This window comes from Sphingomonas sp. GV3 (assembly GCF_031082075.1).
GTDB classification, from domain to species: Bacteria; Pseudomonadota; Alphaproteobacteria; order Sphingomonadales; family Sphingomonadaceae; genus Sphingomonas; species Sphingomonas beigongshangi.
In genome coordinates, this window is sequence record NZ_JARWLE010000001.1 from 2848674 (window position 1) to 2870208 (window position 21535).

At 67.7% G+C, this 21535-nt stretch carries 23 protein-coding genes and 1 tRNA gene; 6 read left to right on the forward strand and 18 right to left on the reverse strand.

Annotation, left to right across the window (positions count from 1 at the left end; all coding sequences use genetic code 11):
• Window positions 1–93 precede the first annotated feature (93 nt).
• From RF701_RS13495 to RF701_RS13535, 9 genes are all read right to left on the reverse strand, one after another.
• Window positions 94–2925 carry a pitrilysin family protein gene (locus RF701_RS13495; protein ID WP_308815254.1) on the reverse strand — a complete coding sequence of 944 codons (2832 nt, stop codon included), beginning with the start codon at window positions 2923–2925 and terminating at the stop codon, window positions 94–96.
• Window positions 2926–3699: 774 nt separating this feature from the next.
• Complete coding sequence (locus tag RF701_RS13500; protein WP_203308663.1) at window positions 3700–3915, reverse strand: hypothetical protein; 216 nt, start codon at window positions 3913–3915, stop codon at window positions 3700–3702.
• Between the two features lies 1 nt (window position 3916).
• A complete protein-coding gene (gene tgt, locus RF701_RS13505) occupies window positions 3917–5053 on the reverse strand; it encodes a tRNA guanosine(34) transglycosylase Tgt (protein ID WP_308815255.1) in 1137 nt (378 codons plus the stop codon).
• A 186-nt stretch (window positions 5054–5239) separates the two neighbouring features.
• Window positions 5240–5713: an EF-hand domain-containing protein gene (locus RF701_RS13510; protein ID WP_308815256.1), complete on the reverse strand. Its 474-nt coding sequence runs from the start codon at window positions 5711–5713 to the stop codon at window positions 5240–5242.
• Between the two features lie 5 nt (window positions 5714–5718).
• Window positions 5719–6750: a tRNA preQ1(34) S-adenosylmethionine ribosyltransferase-isomerase QueA gene (gene queA / locus RF701_RS13515; protein WP_308815257.1), complete on the reverse strand. Its 1032-nt coding sequence runs from the start codon at window positions 6748–6750 to the stop codon at window positions 5719–5721.
• The gene (locus tag RF701_RS13520; protein WP_210357072.1) at window positions 6747–7448 is read right to left on the reverse strand and encodes a peptidylprolyl isomerase; all 702 of its coding nucleotides are present in this window, start codon (window positions 7446–7448) and stop codon (window positions 6747–6749) included. The genes queA and RF701_RS13520 overlap by 4 nt, the downstream gene beginning before the upstream one ends.
• A gap of 101 nt (window positions 7449–7549) precedes the next feature.
• A complete protein-coding gene (coaD, locus tag RF701_RS13525; protein WP_203308659.1) occupies window positions 7550–8056 on the reverse strand; it encodes a pantetheine-phosphate adenylyltransferase in 507 nt (168 codons plus the stop codon).
• A gap of 11 nt (window positions 8057–8067) precedes the next feature.
• Window positions 8068–8973, reverse strand: a complete 906-nt coding sequence (locus RF701_RS13530) for a farnesyl diphosphate synthase (protein WP_308815258.1) — start codon at window positions 8971–8973, stop codon at window positions 8068–8070.
• Window positions 8974–8977: 4 nt separating this feature from the next.
• Entirely contained in the window at window positions 8978–9217 is a 240-nt protein-coding gene (locus RF701_RS13535; RefSeq protein WP_203308657.1) for an exodeoxyribonuclease VII small subunit, read from the reverse strand.
• A gap of 60 nt (window positions 9218–9277) precedes the next feature.
• Between RF701_RS13535 and RF701_RS13540 the strand changes: the two genes are divergently transcribed.
• Window positions 9278–10636, forward strand: coding sequence for an NAD-dependent succinate-semialdehyde dehydrogenase (locus RF701_RS13540; protein ID WP_308815259.1), 1359 nt, complete (start codon window positions 9278–9280; stop codon window positions 10634–10636).
• 4 nt (window positions 10637–10640) lie between these two features.
• Here RF701_RS13540 and RF701_RS13545 read toward each other — a convergent pair whose 3' ends face one another.
• The 6 genes from RF701_RS13545 to RF701_RS13570 form a co-directional block, all read right to left on the reverse strand.
• Window positions 10641–10805, reverse strand: coding sequence for a hypothetical protein (locus tag RF701_RS13545; RefSeq protein ID WP_246847980.1), 165 nt, complete (start codon window positions 10803–10805; stop codon window positions 10641–10643).
• Window positions 10806–10962: 157 nt separating this feature from the next.
• Window positions 10963–12633 (reverse strand): diguanylate cyclase, encoded by a 1671-nt coding sequence (locus RF701_RS13550; protein WP_308815260.1) that lies wholly within the window; start codon window positions 12631–12633, stop codon window positions 10963–10965.
• A gap of 167 nt (window positions 12634–12800) precedes the next feature.
• Window positions 12801–13058: a hypothetical protein gene (locus RF701_RS13555; RefSeq protein ID WP_210357067.1), complete on the reverse strand. Its 258-nt coding sequence runs from the start codon at window positions 13056–13058 to the stop codon at window positions 12801–12803.
• Window positions 13049–13279 (reverse strand): hypothetical protein, encoded by a 231-nt coding sequence (locus RF701_RS13560; RefSeq protein ID WP_210357066.1) that lies wholly within the window; start codon window positions 13277–13279, stop codon window positions 13049–13051. The genes RF701_RS13555 and RF701_RS13560 overlap by 10 nt, the downstream gene beginning before the upstream one ends.
• A gap of 74 nt (window positions 13280–13353) precedes the next feature.
• Window positions 13354–15669 carry an ATP-dependent Clp protease ATP-binding subunit ClpA gene (gene clpA, locus RF701_RS13565; protein ID WP_210357065.1) on the reverse strand — a complete coding sequence of 772 codons (2316 nt, stop codon included), beginning with the start codon at window positions 15667–15669 and terminating at the stop codon, window positions 13354–13356.
• 135 nt (window positions 15670–15804) lie between these two features.
• A complete protein-coding gene (locus RF701_RS13570) occupies window positions 15805–15999 on the reverse strand; it encodes a DUF1192 domain-containing protein (RefSeq protein ID WP_203308650.1) in 195 nt (64 codons plus the stop codon).
• A gap of 77 nt (window positions 16000–16076) precedes the next feature.
• On the opposite strand from RF701_RS13570, the gene RF701_RS13575 reads away from it, so the two are divergent.
• Together RF701_RS13575 and RF701_RS13580 are read left to right on the forward strand one after the other, a co-directional pair.
• Window positions 16077–17078, forward strand: coding sequence for an NAD(P)H-quinone oxidoreductase (locus tag RF701_RS13575; protein ID WP_308815261.1), 1002 nt, complete (start codon window positions 16077–16079; stop codon window positions 17076–17078).
• Window positions 17079–17155: 77 nt separating this feature from the next.
• Complete coding sequence (locus tag RF701_RS13580) at window positions 17156–17839, forward strand: hypothetical protein (protein WP_308815262.1); 684 nt, start codon at window positions 17156–17158, stop codon at window positions 17837–17839.
• A gap of 124 nt (window positions 17840–17963) precedes the next feature.
• Here RF701_RS13580 and RF701_RS13585 read toward each other — a convergent pair whose 3' ends face one another.
• Window positions 17964–18215: a hypothetical protein gene (locus RF701_RS13585; protein WP_308815263.1), complete on the reverse strand. Its 252-nt coding sequence runs from the start codon at window positions 18213–18215 to the stop codon at window positions 17964–17966.
• 192 nt (window positions 18216–18407) lie between these two features.
• Between RF701_RS13585 and RF701_RS13590 the strand changes: the two genes are divergently transcribed.
• The 3 genes from RF701_RS13590 to RF701_RS13600 all read left to right on the forward strand — a co-directional run bounded on the left by RF701_RS13590 (window position 18408) and on the right by RF701_RS13600 (window position 20711).
• Window positions 18408–19079: a DUF1013 domain-containing protein gene (locus RF701_RS13590; RefSeq protein ID WP_203308646.1), complete on the forward strand. Its 672-nt coding sequence runs from the start codon at window positions 18408–18410 to the stop codon at window positions 19077–19079.
• 134 nt (window positions 19080–19213) lie between these two features.
• Entirely contained in the window at window positions 19214–20071 is an 858-nt protein-coding gene (locus tag RF701_RS13595; protein WP_308815264.1) for a dienelactone hydrolase family protein, read from the forward strand.
• Between the two features lie 19 nt (window positions 20072–20090).
• Window positions 20091–20711, forward strand: coding sequence for a glutathione S-transferase family protein (locus RF701_RS13600; RefSeq protein ID WP_308815265.1), 621 nt, complete (start codon window positions 20091–20093; stop codon window positions 20709–20711).
• Between the two features lie 253 nt (window positions 20712–20964).
• Here the strand turns inward: RF701_RS13600 and RF701_RS13605 are convergent.
• A tRNA-Val gene (locus RF701_RS13605) sits at window positions 20965–21039 on the reverse strand.
• 45 nt (window positions 21040–21084) lie between these two features.
• Complete coding sequence (gene cpdR / locus RF701_RS13610) at window positions 21085–21462, reverse strand: cell cycle two-component system response regulator CpdR (RefSeq protein WP_203308643.1); 378 nt, start codon at window positions 21460–21462, stop codon at window positions 21085–21087.
• Window positions 21463–21535: the final 73 nt, after the last annotated feature.

Genomic DNA, 21535 nt, shown 5'->3' on the forward strand with positions numbered 1-21535 from the left:
GGCGGCTTGGCCACCCGGCTCCCGATCAGCAGCCTTCGCGCCGGTGATGCACGGCGTTGCCGCCGATACGCATCACCGACACCCTCTGGACGCTTATTTCAAGGTCGCGCTGTCCAGGTTGAGCTGTCCCTCGCTCAGCGTCTCCACCGTCGGATAGGCCTGGCGGAGCGGCGCGATGAACTGCTTGGCGTCGCCGACCACGGCGATGCTCGCCGCCTTGGGATCGAGCAACGTCGCCGACACGCTCTGCACCTCCGTCGGCGTCACCGCCTCGACCTTCGTCGTATAGCGCTGCAGCTCGTCGAGCGGCACGCCGTCGAGCACATAGGTGCCGAGGATGCCCGCCACGCCCTCGGTGGTCTCGATGCCGCGGCCGAAATTGCCGACCAACACCGCCTTGCGCGACGCGAGTTCGCTGTCCGGTACGGGCGCGGCGCCCATCTTGGCCATCTCCGCCGTCATCAGCGTCACGACTTCTGCCGCGGTCGGGTTCTTGGTCTGCGTCCGCGCCGCGAAGCTGCCCGTCGCCCGCGCCGCGTCGACGCCGCTCGACGCGCCGTAGGCGAGGCCACGCTTGATCCGCACCTCCTGGTTGATCCGCGACGAGAAGCCGCCGCCGAGCACGGTGTTGGCGACGGCGAGCGGGTAAAAGCGCGGATCGTTGCGCGCGATCGCCGGACGCTCGACGACGACGCCAGCCTGGCCGGCGCCGGGCATGTCGACCGCGACGACGCGCGGCGCGGGCAGGGCCGGCGCGGCCGGCAGGGGCGTCGCACGACCCGCGACCCGCCAATTGCCCAGTTGCGCCTCGGCCAGCGCCTTCGCCCGCGCCGGCGTGACGTCGCCGACCAGGATCAGCGCCGCCTGATCGGGCCGCCAGGTACGCGCATAGGCGGCGGTTACATCGGCGCGGGTCATCGCCTTGAGCGACGCGGGCGTACCGTTGCCTGGCGCGCCATAGGGCGACGCGCCGAAGGTCGCGCGATCGGCGACCAGCGCGGCGAGCTGGGCCGGATTCTTGAACGCGACGGTGACGCCATCGACCGCCTGCGACCGCGCGCGCTCCAGCTCCTGCGGCGCGAAGGCGGGATGCTGCGCCACATCCGCCAGGATCGTCATCGCCGGCGCGAGCTGGTCGGACTTGACCGTGACTGCGACGGAGCCGCCCTCTTCGGCCGCGTCGGCGCCGATCGATCCGCCCAGGCTTTCCATCTGCCGTGCGATCTCGGTCGCGGAGCGCGTCGCCGTGCCCTTGGTCATCAGCGTCGCGGCAAGCTGGCTGACGCCGGGGCGATTGGCGGGGTCGAGCGCCTCGCCGCCGGTCGCGACCAGATAGGCGGTGGTGATCGGCAGGTCGTGCTTCTCCACCGTGATGACGCGCAGTCCGTTGGAAAGGCGCGTTTCGACCGGCTGCGGCAGATTGGCCTTGACCGGCGCACCCGGCGCGGGCGGCATCACGCGCTGCCCCTCGGGTGCGGGCGTCACGACGGCGATGTTCGCGGGCGGCGTCAGCGGCTCGGTCTGCACCGTGGCGGCGACCTGGATCGTATCGCCGGTGGCAGTGGCCGGCTTTGCGCTGTCCGGCAGGTAGCGGATCGTGGCCGACTGGTCGTCGTTCAGATATTTGCGCGCGACCCTTTGCACGTCGGCGGCGGTGACCCGCGCGATCTCGGCCAGCTGGCGGTCGGCGGCGCGCGGATCGCCATCGATGATCACCGAGGAAGCGAGAATGCGCGCCTTGCCCTCCGCGGTCTCGCGGCTCTTGATCGCGGCGGTCAGGATCTCGTTCTTCGCCTCCGCCAGTTCGGCGGCGCTGACCGGCGCGTCACGGAAGCGCGCGATCTCCGCCTTCAGCGCGGCGGCGCCCTGGTCCGCCGTCTTGCCGCCCGCCAGGATCGCATAAGCGACGAGATTGCCCGTCCCCTGCTTGGTGTCGAGGAACGACGCGGCATCCTGCGCGAGCTGGTCGCGATAGACCAGATTCTCGTACATCCGGCTGCTCTCGCCGGTCGACAGGATCGTGTTGAGCACGGTTAGCGCGGGGACATCGGCGCTGCGGTCGGCCGGGACGTGCCACGTCATCAGCACCGCGGGCAGCGGCGTATTGGGCTCGTAGACGGTGTAGCTGACTGCCTTCGTCCGGTCGGGTTCGGTCGCCGTCACGCGCGGGATCGCGCCGGCGGGTTTGGCGATGCCCGCGAAATACTGGTCGATCCAGCGGTTCAGCGTCGCGGGATCGAAGTTGCCGGCGACGACCAGGATCGCATTGTCGGGCCGGTAGTAGGTCGCGTGGAAGGCGCGCACGTCGTCGATGCCGGCCGAATCGAGATTCTCGATGCTGCCGATCGTCGAGCGGGCATAGGGATGGCGCGTATAGGAGGCCGCGGAAAGATAGGTGGAGAATAGTTTGCCGTAGGGTCGTGCGAGCGTCGACTGGCGCAGCTCCTCCTTCACCACGTCGCGCTCGGACGCGAAACTCTTGGGCTCCACGACCAGGCTCGCCATCCGGTCGGCTTCCGCGAACAGCAGCCGCTGGAGGTGGTTGGCCGGCACCACCTCATAGTAATTGGTATAGTCGTCGTTGGTCGAAGCGTTGTTGTAGCCGCCGACGTCCTCGGTCAGCCGATCCATCTGTTCGGAGACGAGATTGCGCGTCGCCTTGAACATCAGGTGCTCGAACATGTGCGCGAAGCCGGAGCGACCCTTGGGATCGTCCTTCGATCCGACGTCATACCAGACCTGTACTGCGACGTTCGGCGTCGACGTGTCGCGGATGGCGTAGACGCGCAGGCCATTGGCCAAAGTCCGCTCAGTGAAGGCGATCGGCTTGACGGCCGCCTCGTCGGTCAGGGCCGCCGTCTGGGCGGTGGCGGCGAGCGGCAGCAGGGCAGCGCCCAGAAGAAGGGCGGCACGGACGAGACGCATGTGTATAGGCTCCGGCAAGCGGCGGTTCGAGAGCCCCGGAGGGTGGCCCGTCCGGCCGGGCGGTGTCAATCGGCGGTTCGCATCTCCCGGCGGCGGGGAAGGAACGCCATCCTCGCCCGGTTGCCGTATCGCGTCGGCGCATGTCTCCTGGGTGGTTTCTTCCCCGGTCGGGCCCACCCCCAGCCCCTCCCGCAAGCGGGAGGGGAGCGGGATGTCGGTGCGGCGCTGTGTTCGTCTTGGGTTCGGAGCCTGCGAAGGCATTTGCATCGCGTGCGCGCCCTTTCGATGCCGATCAGGTCTGTCCCCGGCCTGCGCATCGGACACCCGATCACTCCCCTCCCGCTTGCGGGAGGGGGCGGGGGTGGGCGCGTCGTGACGGCTGGTGTCCCAGCGCCGTCCGGTCGCCGTATTGCGTCGGCGCCCGTCTCCAGGGTGGTTTCTTCCCGGTCAGGCCCACCCTCAGCCCCTCCCGTAAGCGGGAGGGGAGCGGGATGCCGGTGCTGCGCCGTGTTCGTCTTGGGTTCGGAGCCTGCGAAAGGCATCCGCATCGGGTGCGCGCCCTTTCGATGCCGATCAGGTCTGTCCCCGGCCTGCGCATCGGACACCCGATCACTCCCCTCCCGCTTGCGGGAGGGGGCGGGGGTGGGCGCGTCGTGACGGCCGGTGTCCCAGCGCCGTCCGGTCGCCGTATTGCGTCGGCGCATGTCTCCGGGGTGGTTTCTTCCCGGTCAGGCGCCCCCCCAGCCCCTCCCGCAAGCGGGAGGGGAGCGGCGGTCAGCCCCGCGTCTTGCCCTTCTTCCGCCCGGAATTGGCGAACAGAACCGCCGCGGCCACCGCGGCCGACCCGATACCCACGCCGATGATCCGCATCGGCCAGTGTCCGGTCTTCGCAGGATCGGCGGTGCGCGTTTCCGCGGCGGCGCCGCGCGCCTTGGCGGCAGCGGCGGCTTCCAAGATCTCGTTGGGTTGTTCGTCCGGCTGGTCGGCCATCTTACTCTCCCTTTTCGCGCCGATACGTTGCGCGAAACGTCATGGCGAATGCGGTCAACGCGCCATCTGCAATGGCGCTTCGCAGGTCCGCCATCAACCCTTCATAAAAAGCGATGTTATGCTCGGTCATCAGCATCGCGCCCAAGATCTCGCCGGCGCGGACCAGATGGTGGATGTAGGCCCGGCTCCACGTCGCGCACACGGGGCAGCCGCATGCGGGATCGAGCGGGCCCGTATCCTCTGCGAATTTTGCGTTGCGCAGGTTGATCGGGCCGGTGCGCGTGAACGCCTGTCCGGTGCGCCCCGATCGCGTCGGCATGACGCAATCGAACATATCGATACCGCGCTCGACCGCCCCGACGATGTCATCGGGTTTGCCGACCCCCATCAGGTAGCGCGGCTTATCGGCGGGTAGCTGTTGCGGCGCGAAGTCGAGGCAGCCGAACATCGCCTCCTGTCCCTCCCCCACGGCGAGCCCGCCGACGGCATAGCCGTCGAACCCGATATCGATCAGCGCGTCCGCGCTCGCCTTGCGCAGCGACTCGTCCAGCGCGCCCTGCTGGATGCCGAAGATGGCGTTGTTCGCGGCATGGTCGCCGCCACCGTCGAAGGCATCGCGGCTGCGCTTCGCCCAGCGCATCGATCGCTCCATCGCCGCCGCCTGCACCTCGCGCGTCGAGGTGGTCGGCACGAGCTCGTCGAACGCCATGACGATGTTGCTGCCGAGCAGCCGCTGGATCTCGATCGATCGTTCGGGGCTCAGCATATGGCGCGTGCCGTCGAGGTGCGACTTGAACGCCACGCCCTCCTCCGACCTTTTGGTCAGGTCTGACAGGCTCATCACCTGGTACCCGCCCGAGTCGGTCAGGATAGGGCGTTGCCAGCCCATGAAATCGTGCAGCCCGCCGAGCTTCGCGACCCGCTCCGCACCGGGGCGCAGCATCAGGTGGTAGGTGTTGCCCAGGATGATGTCCGCACCCGCTTTCTCGACATCGGCGGGCTTTATCGCCTTGACGGTGGCGGCGGTGCCAACGGGCATGAAGGCGGGGGTGCGGATCGTGCCGCGCTGCATCCGGATGGTGCCGGTACGCGCGCGACCGTCGGTGGCCGCGATGGTGAAGGCGAAACGCTCGGTCATGGGGCAGGGCTCTTGGCGAAAGCGGCGCCGGCTGTCGAGGACATGCCGCGCCCGCCAAGGCTCTCGACGTCATGGCGTGACCCGTGCGGCGTGACGGCGCGGTAAGCGGTGCGGCGTGCGCGTGGCGGCATGGAGGCCGGATCGCGTCGGCATCGCGACGGCGGACGCACGACGATCCGCGGTGCCCTAGGGTCGCTTGCGTCGTCCCGCCGGCGGCCCGTTGGCCATGCCGGCATTGGCGCGGATCGTCAGCGCCTCCTTGCGCGTCACTGCGCCGTCGCGATCCTTGTCGAGCCGATCCAAGATGCGCGCGAAGGCCGCCTCCAGCTCCGGCAGCGTGATCCGGTTGTTGCCGTCCGCATCAACCTCGAAAGGGCTCGGCAGAGCATTGGGATCGCCCAGCCACCGCGTCGCCCAGTCGGCGAAGCCGATGTAGCCGATGGAGCCGGTCGCGCTGCCGTCGACGCCGGCGAAGCTGCGACGGACCCCCGCCTGCATTTCCGCGCGTGTCGTGCGTCCGTCGCCGTCCGCGTCCCAGGCGACGATCGCCATCGCCGCGGGCTCTACGACGAAGGTCGCGGGCGGCTGTGGCTGCGTCGGCGGCTGCGTCGGGAGGGGCGCGGCCGAAACCTGGGCCTGGAGCAGCAGCGCGAGCAGCATGGGTGTCACCGTGGCGGCAGGAGGAGCGACGAATCGCCGTAGCTGTAGAATCGGTAGCCGCTTGCGATCGCATGCGCATAGGCCGCCTGCATCCGCTCCAGTCCCATCAGCGCCGACACGAGCATGAACAGCGTGCTCTTCGGCAGATGGAAATTGGTCATCAGCCCGTCGATCGCGCGGAACCGGTAGCCCGGCGTGATGAAGATCGCGGTGTCGCCCTCGAACGGTGCAATCGTGTCGTCGTCGCGGGCGGCGCTTTCGAGCAGGCGCAGCGACGTGGTGCCGACGGCAATCACGCGGCCGCCGCGCGCGCGCACTGCATTCAGCCGATCGGCGGTCGCCGCATCGATGCGCCCCCATTCGGCATGCATCCGGTGCGCGTCCGTATCCTCCGCCTTCACCGGAAGGAAGGTGCCCGCCCCGACGTGCAGCGTCAGCGTCTTGTGCCCAATTCCCGCGGCGTCGAGGCGCGCGAGCAGGTCCGGCGTGAAGTGCAGCGCGGCCGTAGGCGCCGCCACCGCACCCGGCTCGGCGGCGAACATCGTCTGATAGTCGTCCGCGTCGCGCGCGTCGGTCGGCCGCTTGGCCGCGATATAGGGGGGCAATGGCATGCGCCCCGCACGCTCCAGCAGCTGTTCGACCGGCTCGTCGCCGGCGAAATCGAGTGCGAAGCTGCCGTCCTCCGCCCGGTCGCTGGCGGTGGCGGAGACGCCGGCGCCAAAGTCGATCGCGTCGCCCTCGCGTAGCCGCTTGGCGTTGCGGATGAACGCGCGCCAGCGTCGCAGCCCCTCGCGCTTGTGCAGCGTCGCGCCGATGCTCGCGTCACCGCGCCGACCCTCCAGCTGCGCCGGGATCACCCGCGTATCGTTGAACACGAGGCAGTCGCCCGCGCGCAGCTGCGCCGGCAGGTCGCGGACATGGGCATCGCGCGTCGCGTCGCCGTCGAGAACCAGCATCCGCGCCGCGTCGCGCGGCGAGGCGGGGCGCAGCGCGATATTCTCCGGCGGCAGCGCGAAATCGAAGAGTTCGACCTTCACTTCGCCTTCGGTGCCACCTTCTTGGGCGCCGCCTTCCCGGCGGGGGTACCCGAACCGGGCAGCGTCACCGGTGCCCCGAGGCTGACCGGCGCGGGGGCGGGTACATTGACGTAGGGCGGGGGATCGTCCGCGGCGATATAGGCATGGACGATCTTGGTCGGGTCCGAGGGCGGCTCGCCGCGCTCGATCCCGTCGACATATTGCATGCCGTCGATGACGCGGCCGAAGACCGTATATTTCTTGTCGAGGTTCAGCTTGGGCTGGAAGACGATGAAGAACTGGCTGTTGGCGCTGTTCGGGTCGTCCGCCCGCGCCGCCGACACGGCGCCGCGGACGTGCGGCAGGTAATTGAATTCGGACGGGACGTTGGGCAGCGTCGAGCCGCCGGTGCCGTCACCCTTCGGGTCGCCACCCTGCGCCATGAAGCCGTCGATCACTCGGTGAAAGACGAGACCGTCATAGAAATGCTGCCGGGTCAGCGTCTTGATCCGCTCGACCATCTTGGGCGCGACGTCGGGGCGCAGCCAGATCGTGACCCGACCGCCGTCGGACAGGTCGAGCAGCCAGAGGTTCTGCTTGTCGGTGATCGGCGGCGGAGTCGCCCGGCCGGCGACATTGGCTTCGATGACCTGTGCCGCGACCGGCGTGGTCGCGAGGCACAGGGTGGTCAACGCAAGGAAACGGGCGAACGCGCGCATGGAAATCCTATCCAGGTGATGGCGGCGACTTAGACCAGAATGCGGGTTGCACCAAACTGAACGTTGCGGGGGGCGGCAGGCTCTCGCTGGACGAGGGGCGGTCAGCTACCCTTTTGACCCATGGTCTTGACGCGCGCGACGACCTCCTCGCAGACCTGCGGTGTGACGAAGCGCGCGATCGGGCCCCCGAACAGCGCGATCTCCTTGACCAGGCGGCTCGCGATCGGCTGCAGCGCGACATCCGCCATCAGGAACACTGTCTCGACCCGCGGATTGATCTGCTGGTTCATGCCGGCCATCTGATATTCGTATTCGAAATCGGCCACCGCGCGGAGCCCGCGCACGATCACCTTGGCGCCTTCGCGCTCTGCGAAATCCATCAGCAGCGAATCGAATGCGACGACCTCGATCGCCCCCGCGATATCCTCGACCTCGCGCCGCACCATCGCCATCCGCTCGTCCAGCGTGAACATCGGTGACTTGGACGGGTTGGTGGTCACGCCGATCACCAGCTTGTCGACCAGCTTCGCGCCGCGCCGGATGATGTCCATATGGCCCAGCGTGATGGGATCGAAGGTTCCGGGATAGACGCCGATGCGGCTGGTCATGGGGCTTGTCCTTACCGATCGCGCGCGACGACGTAGCGGGCCAATTCGCGCAGCACGTCGGCCTCGGCGCCATGGCCCTTGAGATGCGCGATCGCCTGGTCGACCAGCATCGCGCATTGCTCGCGCGCGCGCTCGATTCCGAGCAGCGTCAGGAAGGTTTCCTTGCCCGCGTCCGCATCCTTGCGCAGCCTTTTGCCAGCCGCCTCCTCATCGCCTTCCGCGTCGAGCAGGTCGTCGGCGATCTGGAAAGCGAGGCCGAGGTCGTGGGCATATCCGCGCAGTGCGCGACGACCGTCGACGGGCACGCGGCCCAGGATCATCCCCGCCTCGACCGAGACGGAGATCAGCGCACCTGTCTTCATCTGCTGCAGCCGGGTGACCGTCGCCAGGTCGAAGCGCGAGCGTTCTGCGACCAGGTCCATCATCTGGCCGCCGGCCATGCCCGATGGGCCCGAGGCGTGCGCCACGGCCATCACCAGTTCCGCGCGGACGAAGGGGTCGGGATGCGTCGCCGGCTCCGCCAGCACCTCGAACGCCAGCGCGTGCAGGCAATCGCCGGCGAGGATGGCGGTGGCCTCGTCGAACGCCTTGTGCACCGTCGGCTTGCCACGGCGCAAGTCGTCGTCGTCCATCGCGGGCAGATCGTCATGGATCAGCGAATAGACGTGGATCGCCTCAATCGCTGCCGCGACCTCTCCCGAACATGCCCGCGACACGCCGAACAGATCGGCCGTGGCGCAGACGAGCAACGGGCGCAGCCGCTTGCCGCCGCCGATCGCGGCATGGCGCATCGCGCGGTACAGGTCGGCGCGCGCGTCGTCGGGCACCGCCAGCAGCCGGTCGAAACGCCCGTCGATATCCGTCGCCACCTCGGCCAGGGCGGTCGCGAGCGTCGGGTGGAGCGGGGCGGCGGCCATCGGCTCAGCCCGCGGCAAAGGGACGCGTACCGGCGGCCTTGCCCTCCGCGTCGAGGCGTATCGCCTCGATCCGGGCCTGGGCGGCGTCGAGCCGCTCCGCGCAGCGCTGGCGAAGGCGATCACCGCGCTCATACAGCGCGATCGATTCGTCCAGGCTGGCTTCCCCGCTCTCAAGTCTGGAAACGATGCGTTCCAGCTCCTTGAGGGCTTCCTCGAACGACAGGCTCTCGATCGGCGTATCCATGGGGACGCGCTATGCGGCAGGGCGCGGGATCGGGCAAGCATCCCAAGCGTTCGCCGACCCATGTTCACCAGCATCAATCCCGCGACCGGCGAGGCCGGAACTCCGATTCCCGAGATGACCGCCGACGCGGTCGAGGCGCGGATCGCGCGCGCCGCGGCGACGTTCGCGACGTGGCGCGTATCCTCCTATGACGCGCGTACCGATCTGCTTGAACGGATCGCGGAAGCGTTCGAGGCGGACAAGCGGCGACTCGCGGAGATTGCGACGCGCGAAATGGGCAAGACCCTCTCCTCCGCGATCGCAGAAGTCGAGAAATGTGCCGCCGCCTTCCGCCATTATGCGCAGGAAGGGCCGTCGATGCTCGCGCCCAGGTCGTTCGAGACGGCATCCGGCCCGGCGGCGGCCCGCTGGCTGCCAATGGGGCCGGTGCTGGCGGTCATGCCGTGGAACTTCCCCTATTGGCAGGTCATCCGCTTCGTCGCGCCGACGATCATGGCGGGGAATGTCGGGCTGCTCAAACACGCCTCGATCACGCAGGGGTGTGCCGCCGCCATCGAGGAAACGATCATCGCGGCCGGCGCACCCGCCGGACTGTTCCAGAATCTCGCGATCCGTTCGGACAAGGTGCAGGCGCTGATTGACGACCCGCGGATCGTCGCCGTCACGCTGACCGGCAGCGAGGGCGCGGGCATGAAGGTTGCGGAGGCCGCGGGACGCAACCTCAAGAAGGTGGTGCTCGAGCTCGGCGGCTCCGACCCCTTCATCGTCATGCCGTCCGCCGATCTCGACAAGGCTGTCGCTCAGGCCGTCAAGGCGCGCGTGCAGAACACCGGCCAGTCGTGCATCTGCGCCAAGCGCATGATCGTCCATGCCGATGTCTACGACGCGTTCCTCGAGCGCTTTTCCGCTGCGATGCGCGCGGTGAAGGCGGGCGATCCGATGGCGAGCGACACGGACATGGGCCCCTTGTCCAGCGAGGAGCAGCGGCAGACGACGCTGGACCAGCTCGCCGCCATCCAGCAGGCGGGCGGCCGGCTGCTGTTCGGCGGAGAGGCGCTACCGGGGAAGGGGGCCTATATGTCGGCGGGCGTGCTGGTCGATGTTCCGATCGATCATCCGGCCGCGCAGGAGGAGCTGTTCGGCCCTGTCGCCATGGTGTTCAGGGCGGACGATATCGATGCCGCCATCGCCCTTGCCAACGACGTGCCCTTTGGCCTCGGATCCTCGGTCTGGACGAACGACGCCGCAGAGCGGGAACGGTTCGAGCGCGACATCGCGGCGGGCATGACCGCGGTCAACGCCATGCTCGCCTCGTCACCCGAGGCGCCCTTCGGCGGGATCAAGCGCTCCGGTCACGGTCGGGAACTCGGGCCCTACGGCCTGCACGAGTTCATGAACCTGAAGACGGTCTTCGGCTGATTCGTCAGCGCAGGCGCTGGGTCCAGGTGTAGAGAATTGAAACGCCGACGAGGCCGAAGTCGATGGCAGCCTGCATCCGGTGGGGCGTTGGATCGGCGATGTCGTGCGTGATGACGCGAATGTCCGCGGTCGGGTGGCGCACGGCGAGGATCGCGATGGCGACGCCCATCCCAATTGCAATCTTCCGCCGGTCGCTCATCCGCGTGTCTCCCGGCTGCGAAGCCTAGCATCGACACGAACTGAAGGCCAGTAGTTTAGAGTGTGATCCACGTGCGTGGAAGCGGTACCTGCCCTCACCGCGCCATCCAGCTTTGCTGGATCGCACACTAGGCGACGGAGTACAGGGGCGCGGCGTCGCGAACCCGGTCGCGGCCTGCCGCCTTCGCTTCGAAGAGCGCGCGATCGGCACAGCGGTAAAGGGCTTTCCAGTCCGTTTCGCGCACCAGGGGGCCGTTGCAGGTGCCGATGCTTGCGGTGACGGCGAGGTCGAAAGGCATCCGTTCCGCCCGCATCGCGTCGAGCGCCCGGTCGGCGTCGAAGCCGGACGCGGCGGGCACGAGCAGCGCGAATTCCTCACCGCCGAATCGCGCCACCAGGGCGCCCGGCGGTGCCACCCTGACCAACGCCCGCGCGACGCGTCGCAACACCTCGTCGCCCCCGTCATGGCCGATCGTCTCGTTGACCACCTTGAAATGATCGATGTCCGCGATGACGAGCTGCTGGTCGCCCTCTCTGCCGATGGCCTGTTCGAGAAACGCGCGGCGGTTGAGCAGTCCCGTCAGGGGATCGGTCGCGGCCAGCAGGCGAGCGGCGATCTCCTGCTCCCGCGCGACATCGCGCTCAACGCTGAGAAGACGGATGCGGTAGGCGACGCCAAAAGACGACAAGGACGCTTCCAGTGCCATCGCCAGCAACGTCGACTGATCGATCCACCAATGCCAGCCGATGACGTTCATCGCAGCGAGCACGCGCACCGAACAGAGAGCGACGGGCGCGCCCCATGCGATGGCGAAGATCCAGAGATGGTTGCTGCGCACCCGCCACGCGCGCCAGAGCACGGCCCCGACAAGTCCGATGAGCAGGAGATAGGACAGGTTCACCGCGAGGTTGATCGCGACGGCAAAACGCGGGGAGAGCAGCGCGAATGCCGAGGCGGTCGCCAGCACGCCGAGCGCGACCGCGGTGCTAGCCGGGCGCAACCAGCCATCGAAGACGCGCCGCTCGAAGAAGGTACGTGCAAAGGTGACGGCCGCGGTCGCCGCGGCGGCCAGCAGCAGATAGTTCAACCGCATGCGATCGTTGTTGTCGATCGCGGTGATCTGTCCCAGCAGGCCGGACGAACTGAACGCATAGCCGAGCAGGCACAGGACCATCAGGCAATAGGCCGGCTGGAAAGCCTGGCGCAGCGCTGCCCATAGCGCGAGATTGTAGATCAAGAGCGCGATGCACATGCCCGCGAACGCGGCATAGAGCGCCGCCATTGCGAGTTCGTAACGAACACTGTCGGCATAGTTGCCCACGATCGGGCCATTGACGATGCCGCGCAGGTTCAACGATCCGCGGACATGCCACAGCAAGCGGGTGGGGGGCGCTTGCCGCGGCGGAACGATCAGCTGGAATGTCGCGCCCAGCATCAGCGCGCGGCCAGCGGTGCGGCTGTCGAAGCCGGTGCGGCGGATATGGCCGTCGGCATACAGGATATAGAGCGCGACGCCGTGCTGCCACGTGCTTGCGAACCGAACCGTCGCCGCGCCTTTGGGCAGCGGGCCGAGCTTCTGCGACAATATCCAGAAATCGCCCGAGCCGTATGCGTTCTGCGGCCCCTTGCAGTCGAACCGGGCGGTATGGGCGAAGATGCGTGCCGGCGTATCACCGGGACGCGCGCGCGTCACACAGGTCGCAACCGGCTCGCCCGGCATCGCCATGGCGGGCATCGGGCATGCGAACAGGGTCAGCGCCCCCAGCAGCGCGATCAGTCGTGACAAGGCAATGTTCACCGACATCGCATTGGCGATACGGCGGGTTCACCAAGCAATGGTTAACGCGGCAACAGGACAAGCTGGCGCGTCGAGTGCAGCGGAGGGGCACACGACACGTGTCGACCTTTTCGGGAGGCGTTCAGTAGATTGCGCCGCCGTCCTTCACAGGAGTGTGCCGCGGCGCGTCAGCCGAGCGGGCTACCGCACTGCCTGACGGCCAGGACGAACCCCGTCGGCCCTTCGCCGTGGACTCGCAGCACGAACGGGGCAAGTAGCGGGACGTCATGGCATCCGTCGGCATGGACAGGCGCTGCGTCGAGCCGCCGGCTCGTATCCACGATCGCCCATGCCAGCCGCAGTTCGCCGCCGCCCCCGATGGCACGCAGATAGCGGCGGACGTGTTCCAGATCGGTGACGGCCCCTTCCGTCCAGATCAGCGACATCGTGGCGCCTCGCCGCCTGTCTGGCTCCACATGCCAAGCCATACGGTCACCGCCTCGTTTCCGAGCAGTCGCCCCGCGGTGATGTCGCGATAACCGCGCATGTCGAGGCGACGGATCGCGCTGGGATCGTCGAACAAGGCGTGATCGTCGAACAGGGCGTGATCGTCGAGCGATGCGTCATCGCTGTCCGGGCGGCCCGGATCATGTCCGTTGGTATTCATGCAAATGAAGATAAGACGAAAACGGAGCGAATCTCATGGAGACCGCTCCGTTTCGGATCAAAAAGTGCGAAGACTCAATCCGCGTCGATCGGCTCCGCCTTTCCCTTCTTCTTGGGCTTCTTCGGGGCCGCCGGCTCGATGCCGAACGACAGCTGGCCGTCCTTCAGCCGCACGGTCACCTCGCCGCCATGCACGAGCTTGCCGAACAGCAGCTCTTCGGCGAGCGGCTGCTTGATCTTCTCCTGGATGAGGCGACCCATGGGACGCGCGCCATACAGGCGGTCATAGCCCTTTTCCGTGAGCCACGTCTTCGCGGCTTCGTCCAGGTTGATATGGACCTGCCGATCCGCCAACTGCAGTTCGAGCTGAAGGATGAACTTGTCCACCACACGTGCCACGACCTCCGTCGGCAGGTAGCCGAACGGCACGATCGCATCCAGGCGATTGCGGAACTCGGGAGAGAACATCCGCTGGACTGCCTGCTCGTCCTCACCCTCGCGGGTCAGATTGCCGAAGCCAACCGTCTCGCGCGCCATGTCGGCGGCGCCGGCATTGGTCGTCATGATGAGGATGACGTTGCGGAAGTCGACGGTCTTGCCGTGCTGGTCGGTCAGGCGGCCGTTGTCCATCACCTGCAACAGGATGTTGTACAGGTCCGGGTGCGCCTTCTCGATCTCGTCGAGCAGCAATACGCAATGCGGATTCTGATCCACCGCATCGGTCAGCAGCCCGCCCTGGTCGAAGCCGACATAGCCCGGAGGCGCGCCGATCAGCCGACTGACCGAATGGCGTTCCATATATTCGGACATGTCGAAGCGCTGCAGCGGAATGCCCAGGATCGCGGCGAGCTGCTTGGCGACCTCCGTCTTGCCGACACCCGTGGGGCCGGTGAACAGATAGTTGCCGATCGGCTTTTCGGGATCGCGCAGACCGGCGCGGCTGAGCTTGATCGCCGCACTGAGCTTCTCGATCGCGCCGTTCTGACCGAACACCACGCGCTTGAGGTCTGTCTCCAGCGTCTCCAGCACCTTCTTGTCGTCGGAACTGACCGACTTCGGCGGGATGCGCGCCATCGTCGCGATCACCGCCTCGATCTCGCGCGCGGTGATCGTCTTCTTGCGCTTGTTGGCAGGCACCAGCATCTGCATCGCCCCGACCTCGTCGATCACGTCGATCGCCTTGTCGGGAAGCTTGCGGTCGTTGATGTAGCGTGCCGACAGCTCGACCGCCGACTTGATCGCGTCGGGCGTGTACCGAACCGAATGATGTTCCTCGAACGCCGACCGCAGACCGGCGAGGATCTTGATCGTGTCCTCCACCGTCGGTTCGTTGACGTCGATCTTCTGGAACCGGCGCAGCAACGCGCGGTCCTTCTCGAAGTGGTTGCGAAATTCCTTGTAGGTGGTCGAGCCGATGCAGCGGATCGTACCGCCCGACAAGGCCGGCTTGAGGAGGTTCGAGGCGTCCATCGCGCCGCCGCTGGTCGCGCCGGCGCCGATCACGGTATGGATCTCGTCGATGAACAGCACCGCGTGCGGCATCTTCTCGAGCTCGGAGACGACCGCCTTCAGCCGCTCCTCGAAATCGCCGCGGTAGCGCGTGCCGGCCAGCAAGGCGCCCATGTCGAGGCTGTAGATCACCGCCTCCTTGAGGACGTCCGGTACCTCGCCCTCGACGATCTTGCGCGCCAGGCCTTCGGCGATCGCCGTCTTGCCGACGCCGGGATCACCGACATAGAGCGGGTTGTTCTTGCTGCGGCGGCACAGGATCTGGATCGTGCGGTCCACCTCCGGCCCGCGGCCGATCAGCGGATCGACCTTGCCGTTCTTGGCCTTTTCGTTGAGATCGACGGTGAACTGCTTGAGCGCGCTCTCGCCCTTGCCCTTGTCGGCGGAGGCTTTTGGCTTTTCCTCCTCCGCGCCCTTGGGCGGTGCGGCCTCCGCCGCCTGGCCGCCCTTGCCGACGCCATGGCTGATGAAGCTGACCGCGTCGAGACGGCTCATGTCCTGCTGCTGCAGGAAGTAGACGGCATAGCTCTCGCGCTCGCTGAACAGCGCGACAAGGACGTTGGCGCCGGTCACCTCGTCGCGGCCGGACGATTGGACGTGCAGGATCGCGCGCTGCACGACGCGTTGGAACCCGCTGGTCGGCGACGGATCGGTGACGGCATCGACCTTCAGCGCGTCGAGTTCGGTATCCAGATAATGGGCGACGGTGGTCTTCAGATCGCCGAGATCGACGTTGCAGGCCTCCATCACCTTCGACGCATGCTCGTCGCCGATCAGCGCGAGGAGCAGGTGCTCCAGCGTCGCATATTCGTGGCGGCGGGACGACGCGGCCTCGAGCGCCTTGTGCAGCGTGGTCTCGAGCGCGGGGGCGAAGGATGGCATGAGAAACTTACTCCACTCGGGCCGCGGACAATGACGCGACCCTTTCCACCAATGTCGGTATCGCGGGGCCGTCCATCAACCGGTCGGGCATCGTACCGGCGCGTATCGAACGCGCGGGGACGGTGCCCGGTCCGGTCATCGGCGAAATAGCGCGTCGGCGCTTGCCCGATGGTTAACGGCGCGTTCGCGATGGGCGCGAATGCGGGCGATCTCCGCTTCCAGCGCCGCGACGCGCGCGTCCAGTTCGGCCACGGAAAGCGGGTCGAGGTCCTGCCGGCGCAGCGCGGCGAGCGCATCGTCGGGACGAGAGGGAAAATCGTCCGGGTCCATAACGTGGCTCAACGTTGACCCGTGGCGAAGCGATGTCAATAAGCGACGGACCGCGCCATGAACGAGGATGCGACCGGATGAGCGAGATCCCCGAAACGATGCAGGCGATCGACCCGGAAGGGGCAGGCGGGCCGGAGGTGTTGCGGCTCGTATCTCGGCCTGTCCCCCAGCCCGGCGAGGGCGAGGTGCTGATCCGCGTGGCGGCGGCGGGGGTCAATCGACCCGATGTGCTCCAGCGCAAGGGAGGTTATCCGCCACCGCCGGGGGCGCCGTCGATCCCCGGGCTCGAGATAGCGGGCAGTGTCGTCGCCCTCGGCGCCGGCGTCGACCAGGCGCTGCTTGGCCAGCGGGTTTGCGCGTTGCTCGGCGGCGGCGGCTATGCCGAATATGCAACGGTCGCGGCGGGGCAGTGCCTGCCCGTGCCGGACGGACTCGAGATGTTCGAGGCTGCGGCGCTGCCCGAGACGGTCTTCACGGTGTGGACCAACCTGTTCGAGCGGGCCTTCGCCGCGCAGGGCGACACGGTGCTGGTCCATGGCGGCACCAGCGGGATCGGTACCACCGCGATCGCGCTGGGGACGTTGTTCGGCCTGACCGTGATCGTCACCTGCGGCAGCGCCGCCAAGTGCCAGCGCGCCCTCGAACTCGGCGCCGCGCACGCCATCAACTATCGCGAGGAGGATTTCGTCGAGAGGGTCCGCGCGATCACCAGCGGCACGGGCGTTGCGGCGGTGCTCGACATGGTGGGCGGCGATTATGTCCCCCGCAACCTGCAATGCCTTGCCGAGGACGGGCGGCACGTCTCCATCGCCGTCCAGCGCGGCATGGAGGCGACCGTGCCGCTGTTCGATATCATGCGACGCCGCCTGACCCTGACCGGTTCGACGCTCCGGCCGCGCGACGCCGTGTTCAAGTCGCTCGTGGCCGACGAGATCGCGCGCCACGTCTGGCCGCACGTCGAGGCGGGACGATTGCGCCCGGTCATCGACCAGATCTATCCGCTCGGCGAGGCGGCCGCCGCGCATGCGCGGATGGAGGCGGGCGATCATGTCGGCAAGATCGTCCTGACCGTCGGCTGATGCGGGCGCGATCTGACGCGGCCGGATCGAACCTGCCGGGCCAACGTTGAACGGGCATAACGGGCGAGGATCGGCGGATGCGGTTTTGGTTGGGCGGTGCCATGATGGCCGCGACGGTGATCAGCTGTCCCTGCGCCGCAGAAACCGCCCGCGACGTCCTGACCCAGGCTTCGTTCAACGATCGTGATCCGAACGACGCATTGAAGCGCATCGGCATCGCTCAAGCACTCGCCGCCGCCGCGCTCAAGCGCAATTCGGACGATCGCGAGGCGCAGCTGATGCAGGCGACCGCCCTGGGGTACCGGGCCCGGCTCGACGGGAGTCGCACGGAGGCGATCGCGGCCCGCAAGCTGTTCGAGGCACTCGTCGCGCGCGATCCGCGCAACCCGGAAGCGCAGCTTGCGCTCGGTGCCTGGCATGTCGGCGCGGTGTTCCGGCTCGGCCGGTTGGGTGGCCGCGCGATCCTCGGTGCGCAGAAGCCGCTAGCCTATGCGGCCCTCGACAAGGCAGTCGCGCTCGGTGGGGATCGGGCGCTTTTCCCCGGCCTCAGTGCGCTGTTGCGGCTGGAGCTCGATCCCGGCGATGCACGCGCGCGCCAGTTGGCCGAAGTGGCGGTAAAGGCGGGTACGCAGACCGCGATCGACCGGATCATCCAGCGCGCGGTGTCGGCGGTATTGATACCCTTGCGCGCCGGGCGCAGCGACGAGGTCAAGCAGCTCGCCGCGGAGCTGCTGCCCTTTGGCCGCCTGCGCAAGGACTGACCGGCTCAGCGACTGATCGCGTCAGGGATCGGCCGCCATGTCCGGCGGACCGGGCATGCAAAAGGCCCCACAGCGCCAGCCATGGGGCCTCGAAGCGCACGGCCGAAGCCGGTGCGCGTTGCGATCAGTTGCTGTCCGACTTGTCCGTCGCGACGAGGACGATGGCGGTCAGCGCACCGAGGATGCCGATGCTGATCAGCGTCGCGGTCGAGACCGACGCGCCGATCTTGCTCTTGCCAGCTGCCGGGGCGGCGGCGCGCGCGACGGAAAGGCTGGCCGCCGGATTGGCGGTCGCCGGCGCGGCCGAGGCCGCGACGGGCGCGGCGGCCAGCGCGGTGCCCGAGACGATGAGCGACAGGCTCTTGAAAATGGTCATGTTTCCCGAACTCCCTGAAGATCTTCTGTTTGACGATGCGGCGCCATAGTCGGGAAATGTGACAGTTCGGTCAACGCGAGTGCCACAAAATGCCTGACGGGTTGCCCTTCGGCCACACGCGCAGTACATCGTCGTGGTACGACGGCCGCTCCGTGATGGGGCGGCCCTATTTATTTCTACGGAGTCAGACCCGTGTCCCAGCCGCTCATGCCCCATGCGACCGCTTCCTGGCTGGTCGACAACACCTCGCTGTCCTTCGACCAGATCGCCGACTTTTGCGGGCTGCACATCCTCGAGGTGCAGGCGATCGCCGACGATACCGCCGGCACCAAGCTGACCGGCCGCGATCCCGTGCGTGCGCACGAGGTGACGCAGGAGGAAATCGAGAAGGGCCAGGCCGATCCCGCCTATCGGCTCAAGATGACCAAGGGCCCCGAGCAGGTCCGTCGCACCAAGGGGCCGCGATATACGCCCGTGTCGAAGCGTCAGGACAAGCCGGACGGCATCGCCTGGATCATCCGCAACCACCCGGAGATCAGCGACGGCGCGATCAGCAACCTGATCGGCACGACGCGCACGACGATCGCGGCGATCCGCGACCGCAGCCATTGGAACATCGCCAACATCACGCCCAAGGATCCCGTAACCCTCGGCCTGACGACGCAGCGCGAGCTGGACGCCGCCGTGTCGAAGGCCGCGAAGGCGACGGGTGCCGAGCCGGCGCCGCAGGATACGCGTCTCGAGGGCGACCGCGAGGCGCTCATCGCGTCGCTGCGGGCGGAGCGCGAAGCCGCCGCGCGCGGCGTCGAGGAGGGCGAAACCGATGCCCAGGCCGAAGCGCGCGCGCTGTTCGGCGACCGCTGATCCGACGGGACGGATCCATCGCCCCCGGCCGGTTCCCGGGCGGTGGATGCGTGACGCGCCTTCCGTCAACATACTGGCGGTTCGCCTATTCGTAAGCTAGCGTCGCGCCCGGATGTCGGAACGGGAGAGGCGCGATGTGCGACGAATGGACCGCCGAGGATAACGAACACCACCTGTCCCGCCGCGCCTTCGGGGCGGCGGCAGGGGCAGCGGGCATCGCGATGATGCTGCCGGTCGCCGCGGACGCGATGCCCGTCAAGGGTCGCGACGTGACGATCACGACGCCGGACGGACACTGCGACGCCTATTTCGTCGCACCCGCGAGCGGGCGGCACCCGGGCGTGCTGATGTGGCCGGACATCATGGGCCTGCGCCCGGCGTTTCGCCAGATGGCGGACCGGCTGGCTCAGAGCGGGTATGCCGTGCTGGTCGTCAACCAATTCTACCGCTCGACCAAGGCGCCGTTCCTCAAGCCCGGCGAATCCTTTGACCAGCCCGCGGTGCGGGACCGGATCATGCCCTGGCGCGAGAAGCTGACGCCGGCCGCGACGGACAGCGACGCACGAACCTTCATCGCCTTCCTCGACAAGCAGCCGCAGGTGGATACCCGCCGCCCGCTCGGAACGGCCGGCTATTGCATGGGTGGCCCCTTCGTCCTGCGTACGGCGGCCGTCGATCCCGCCCGCGTCCATGCCGGGGCATCGTTCCACGGTGCGGCGCTCGTCACTAAGGATGCCGACAGTCCGCATCTGCTCGTGTCGAAGCTGCGGGGTGCCTATCTGATCGCGATCGCCGAGAATGACGATGCGCGTAGCCCCGGCGACAAGGACGCGCTGCGCACCGCGTTCGCGGCGGCGAAGCTGCCCGCGGCAATCGCGGTCTATCCTGGTGCGATGCACGGCTGGTGCGTCATCGACAGTCGGGTCTACAACGCCCAGCAGGCGGAGCGCGCATGGGGCGGGATGCTTGACCTGTTCAAACGGACTCTGTGAACTTTTTGGGGAGCGACACGTGGCCGACCTGACGCTGTATACCAATCCGATGTCGCGTGGCCGGATCGCGCGCTGGATGATCGAGGAAACCGGCCAGCCCTATCAGACCGTGGTGCTCGATTATGCGACCGACATGAAGGGCGAGGCCTATCGTGCGATCAATCCGATGATGAAGGTCCCCGCGATCCGCCATGGCGACCAGGTTGTCACGGAAGGGGCTGCCATCTGCGCCTATCTCGCCGACGCCTTTCCGGAAGCCGAACTGGCGCCGACGGCCGCCGAGAAGGCAGACTATTATCGCTGGCTGTTCTTCGCGGCCGGACCGCTGGAGGCAGCGATCACCAACCGCTCGATGGGTGTGGAGCCGAACGTCGACCAGCAGCGCATGGCAGGCTATGGCAATTTCGACCTCGTCGCCGGTGTGTTCGAGCAGGCGGTCACGCGTCACCCGTACATCGCCGGCGATCGCTTCACCGCGGCCGATGTCTTCGTCGGCTCGGCGGCGATGTGGTATACGCAGTTCGGCCTGCTGCCCAAGACGGAGGGGCTCATGGCCTATGTCGCGCGCCTGGCGGAACGGGCAGCCTATCGGCGGGCGGGCGAGATCGACGACGCGCTGATCGCCAAGCAGCCCGGCTGAGGCTCGTACATCGGTAGCGGGGGTGCCGCGCCGGCGGTGCATGGCCACCGGGGCCCATCGTCGGCGCGTGCCCCACTCGCACGTCCCGCTGACCCCAGTTGCGATCCAGCGAGGCTGGATCGGGGCGGCACCGCTCCCACGTAAACGGACCAGATTCCAAGGGGGACGGTCCATTGCCGCGATCGTGGCGGCACCGATGAGGATCGCAATACTAAAAACCCCGCTAAGCCGGTGGCCTAGCGGGGTTTTTAAGTGGTGGGCGTGGCAAGGATTGAACTTGCGACCCCTGCGATGTCAACACAGTGCTCTACCACTGAGCTACACGCCCGCCGGGAGTGGCGCTGTTAGCCGCGCCGTTCGGGGGATGCAAGCGTCAATTGATGCCGCTCGCATTTCCCGTCTCGAAGACGCGATCGACCTCCGCGACCAGGTCGCGCAGGTGGAACGGCTTGGACAGGACGCGAGCGTTCGGCATCTCGCGCCCCGCCTTCAGCGTCACGGCGGCAAAGCCCGTGATGAACATGACCCGCAGACCCTGGACCATCTCGCTCGCGCGACGGGCCAGTTCGATGCCATCCATCTCCGGCATCACGATATCGGTCAGCAGAAGGTCGAACCGTTCCGCCTGCAGCAGCGGGATCGCGGCGGTGCCGCGATCGACCGCCGTCACCGCATATCCCGCCCGTTCGAGCGCGCGGGTGAGATATTCGCGCATCACCTGGTCGTCTTCCGCCAGCAGAATCCGGATCATGACTCGTATCTTCATCCCTGTTCGGCGGCGATTATGATCGCGGCACCTTAATATTTCCAGCGCACGCAACGCG